This is a genomic window from Roseobacter sp., from assembly GCF_045106495.1.
Lineage (GTDB): Bacteria > Pseudomonadota > Alphaproteobacteria > Rhodobacterales > Rhodobacteraceae > Roseobacter.
Map to the genome: position 1 here is coordinate 1 of NZ_JBGCEQ010000032.1, position 4,220 is coordinate 4,220.

Here is a 4,220-nt window from a genome sequence, read left to right on the forward strand (position 1 = left end):
AAGCTGCCAGAGTAAGCGTAGAAATGCCGAGTGCCAGACCTGTTAAAAACCGTTTTGCCACAATAATAACTCCTGAAATGTTTCTGTTGTGGGACTAGCCGTACCAATCCCTTGTGCCAACAAAAACCGCACCTATATCCACCCTCGAAGTTGCAAATTTAACAATCTTCGTTGCACCGCCACCTTGGACGGAGACGAGCAGCGGAATTTTAACATTCAGAACTAAGTGGGGAATCCATGGCTAAAGTAATTGGTATCGATCTGGGCACAACAAACTCGTGTGTCGCCGTTATGGACGGAGGCAAGCCGAAGGTTATCGAAAATTCCGAAGGCGCCCGTACGACGCCATCCATTGTTGCATTCACTAAGGACGGTGAACGCCTGATCGGTCAGCCGGCAAAACGCCAGGCGGTTACCAATCCTGATAATACACTCTTCGCAATCAAGCGCCTGATCGGCCGCCGGTTCGATGATCCGATGACCAAGAAGGACATGAACCTGGTCCCGTATAACATCGTCAAAGGCAAGAATGGCGATGCATGGGTCAAGGCAGGTGAAGAAGATTACAGCCCGTCGCAGGTTTCGGCTTTCATCCTGCAAAAGATGAAAGAAACCGCTGAGAGTTATTTGGGTGAAACTGTTACTCAGGCAGTCATCACCGTTCCAGCGTACTTCAATGATGCGCAGCGTCAGGCAACCAAAGATGCCGGCCAGATTGCAGGTTTGGAAGTTCTGCGGATTATCAACGAGCCAACCGCTGCGGCGCTGGCTTACGGTATGGACAAAGATGACGGCAAAACCATCGCCGTCTATGACCTTGGCGGCGGTACATTTGACGTTTCCGTCCTCGAAATCGGTGACGGCGTATTTGAGGTTAAATCAACCAATGGCGATACGTTCCTTGGCGGTGAAGACTTCGATAATGCAATCGTTGAACATCTCGCTTCTGCCTTCAATAAGAAGGAAAGCATGGATCTGAAGACTGACAAGCTCGCTCTTCAACGCCTGAAAGAAGCTGCTGAAAAAGCAAAAATCGAGCTTTCCAGTGCGCAGACGACCGAAGTCAACTTGCCTTTCATTACCGCCCGTATGGAAGGCGGCGCATCAACGCCGCTGCACCTTGTGGAAACCATCAGCCGCTCCGATCTGGAAAAGCTGGTCGGTGATCTAATCAAGCGTACTCTGGAGCCGTGCAAGAAAGCTATCGCTGATGCAGGCGTGGACAAAAGCGGCATTGATGAAGTCATTTTGGTTGGTGGTATGACCCGTATGCCGCGCGTTCGTGAGATCGTGAAAGACTTCTTCGGCAAGGAACCGCACACCGGTGTGAATCCTGATGAAGTTGTTGCAATGGGCGCCGCCATTCAGGCTGGCGTTCTGCAAGGCGACGTAAAAGACGTTCTGCTGCTCGACGTGACACCATTGTCGCTGGGTATTGAAACCCTTGGCGGCGTGTTCACGCGCATGATTGACCGGAACACCACCATTCCGACCAAGAAATCGCAAACCTACTCAACTGCGGAAGATAACCAGCAGGCCGTGACCATTCGCGTGGGCCAAGGTGAACGCGAGATGGCGTCGGATAACAAACTGCTTGGCCAGTTTGATCTGGTCGGCATTCCGCCAGCACCGCGCGGTGTTCCGCAAGTGGAAGTCACATTCGATATTGATGCGAACGGCATTGTGAACGTCTCTGCCAAGGATAAGGGCACTGGCAAAGAACAGCAGATCCGCATTCAAGCATCAGGCGGTTTGTCCGATAATGACATCGATCAGATGGTTCAGGATGCGGAGAAGTTCGCGGATGAAGATAAGAAGCGCAAGGAAGCGGCAGAATCTCGCAACCAAGCCGACAGTCTGGTTCACGCCACTGAAAAGCAGCTCGAAGAGCATGGCGACAAAATCAGTGCCGATCTGAAAGGCGAGGTTGAGGCTGCTCTGGCAGAAACCAAGACTGCCTTGGAAGGTGACGATACCGACGCGATTAGTGCCAAGGCGCAGGCGCTTACCGAAGTAGCCATGAAAATGGGTCAGGAAATCTACCAGCAGGAACAAGCCAATGCTTCTCCCGAAGGTGAAGCAGGACCTACCGACACACCACCAGAAGATGATGATGTAGTCGATGCGGAATTTTCCGAAGTGAATGAAGACGAGAATAAGGGCTAACATCCCTTTGGGAAAACCTCTTCGCCGCTGGCATAACGCATTGCTGCGTGTGCCAGCGGCGAAACCGGTTTAGGACGAAATATGTCTTCTGATTTTTATGACCTGCTGAATGTCAGCCGTGATGCGGACGATAAGGCGATTAAATCCGCTTATCGGAAAATTGCGATGGAATGCCATCCTGACCGTAATCCCGGCGATGCAGAAGCAGAGGCTAAATTCAAAACTGTCTCGGCTGCTTATGACTGCCTTAAGGACCCGCAAAAACGCGCGGCCTATGACCGGTACGGCCATGCTGCATTTGAGCAGGGTATGGGTGGTGGTGGCCAAGGTCCGCAAGGCGACTTCGGCGATATTGGCGATATATTTGAGACGATTTTCGGCAGTACATTTGGCGGCGGCGGTGGCCGTCAGCAAGCACGGCGCGGGGCTGATCTGCGCTATGATATGGAAATCGGGCTGGAAGATGCCTTCCACGGTAAAAATACCCAGATAGAAATTGAAGTCTCTCAAGCCTGCGATACTTGTAATGGCTCCGGCGCAGAGCCGGGCACAGGCAGTCGCGGCTGTAATTTGTGTAAAGGCCACGGAAAAGTCCGCGCTAAGCAGGGTTTCTTCGTGGTCGAACGACCTTGCCCCAATTGCAACGGGCGCGGCGAAGTAATCGAAAGTCCCTGTGGTGATTGCCGGGGCGAGGGCAGAGTCGATCGGCCGTTGGCATTGGATGTTGAAGTGCCGCCAGGTGTCGATACCGGCACGCGTATCAGGCTCAGTGGTAAAGGTGAGGCAGGCCCGCGAGGCGCACCTCCCGGTGATCTGTATATCTTCGTCCACGTGGCACAGCACGGCGTGTTCGAACGTGAGGGCACGACCCTCATTACGCAGGTTCCGATCAGCTTCACAACAGCGGCCTTGGGCGGTGAAGTGCAGATTCCTGATCTGGATGGCAGCACCAACACAGTCGATATTCCTGCTGGTATTCAGTCGGGTAAGCAACTCCGTGTTCGCGGCGCGGGCATGCCTGTATTGCAAGGGCGCGGTCGCGGTGATCTGGTGGTTGAAATCGCAGTGGAAACCCCGACCAAACTGACCAAAGCGCAGCGCGAAATCCTATGCCAGTTTCAGGAAACCGAGACGGGTGAGGAATGCCCTGCTAGCAAAGGCTTCTTTGACAAACTGAAAGACGCTTTCACCGTTTAAGGACACCTGTGTTGCTGCCCTCGCTTTCCGTAATTGACAATTTTCTGGTCGATCCGTGGGCTGCTAGGCGCGAGGCATTGGCGCTGGATTATGATCCGGCTTTGAAACAGGGGAATTTTCCAGGCTTAAATTCTTCCAGTGCTTTGCCAACCGATGCCGTCGATGCAGCTGTATCAAAGCATCTGAGTATGAAAGTAACCAGCGCGCCGGATACCAATCATGGTTTTTGCCGTGTCACCCGCAAAGCCGATAAAGGACGCAGCGGTGTCCATATAGATCCCGCATATTATTCCGGCATTTTATATCTTTCCAAACCCGAAGATTGTATCCGACCTGCTGCAGGCGGCACCGATTTCTTCCGCCACAAACGCACTGGCTTGGAAAGCGTGCCGCGCGATGCGGCGGGCATTCAGACGGCGGGATATACAGACATCAACCTGCTGATCGACGATGTAGTCAACAAAGACACCACGTCTCCGGCCAAGTGGGAACGGACTATGCGTATCCCCATCCGTTTCAATCGTCTGATCCTGTTTTCTCCGTGGCAGTTCCATAATGCGGCCCCGGGTTTCGGTACCGAGCTAGAGAATAGCCGCTTGGTAATGCTGCTTTTCTTCGCGCGCGCTTAACCGATAACGCTAGCCCAAGCGGTCGAGTATTTCGCCGCGTATGGTGGGTAACAGGGCAGTATCAGCGGTGAGCCTGTCCTCTTCTTCATCCAAGATTGCCAAGAAGGCTTGCCGTTTGAAACGGGTAATTTCTTCATCAGGCATAGGGTTCTCCAGAGTCGAGCAGACCAGATCAATCATCCGTTCTGACCCATGTAAACGCCCCCACAAATAATCATTCTCGCGGTA

General features: G+C 53.0%; 4 protein-coding genes. 3 read left to right on the top strand and 1 reads right to left on the bottom strand.

Annotated features, from left to right (window positions below; all coding sequences use genetic code 11):
• The first annotated feature begins 237 nt into the window (after positions 1-237).
• From dnaK to AB8B75_RS18085, 3 genes are all read left to right on the top strand, one after another.
• Complete coding sequence (gene dnaK / locus AB8B75_RS18075) at positions 238-2,166, top strand: molecular chaperone DnaK (RefSeq protein WP_405364215.1); 1,929 nt, start codon at positions 238-240, stop codon at positions 2,164-2,166.
• 81 nt (positions 2,167-2,247) lie between these two features.
• The gene (gene dnaJ / locus AB8B75_RS18080) at positions 2,248-3,363 is read left to right on the top strand and encodes a molecular chaperone DnaJ (protein WP_405364216.1); all 1,116 of its coding nucleotides are present in this window, start codon (positions 2,248-2,250) and stop codon (positions 3,361-3,363) included.
• Positions 3,364-3,371: 8 nt separating this feature from the next.
• Entirely contained in the window at positions 3,372-3,992 is a 621-nt protein-coding gene (locus AB8B75_RS18085; protein ID WP_405364217.1) for a DUF6445 family protein, read from the top strand.
• A gap of 9 nt (positions 3,993-4,001) precedes the next feature.
• Here the strand turns inward: AB8B75_RS18085 and AB8B75_RS18090 are convergent.
• Positions 4,002-4,220: hypothetical protein (locus tag AB8B75_RS18090; RefSeq protein ID WP_405364218.1), on the bottom strand; the 219-nt coding region annotated here is incomplete at its 5' end.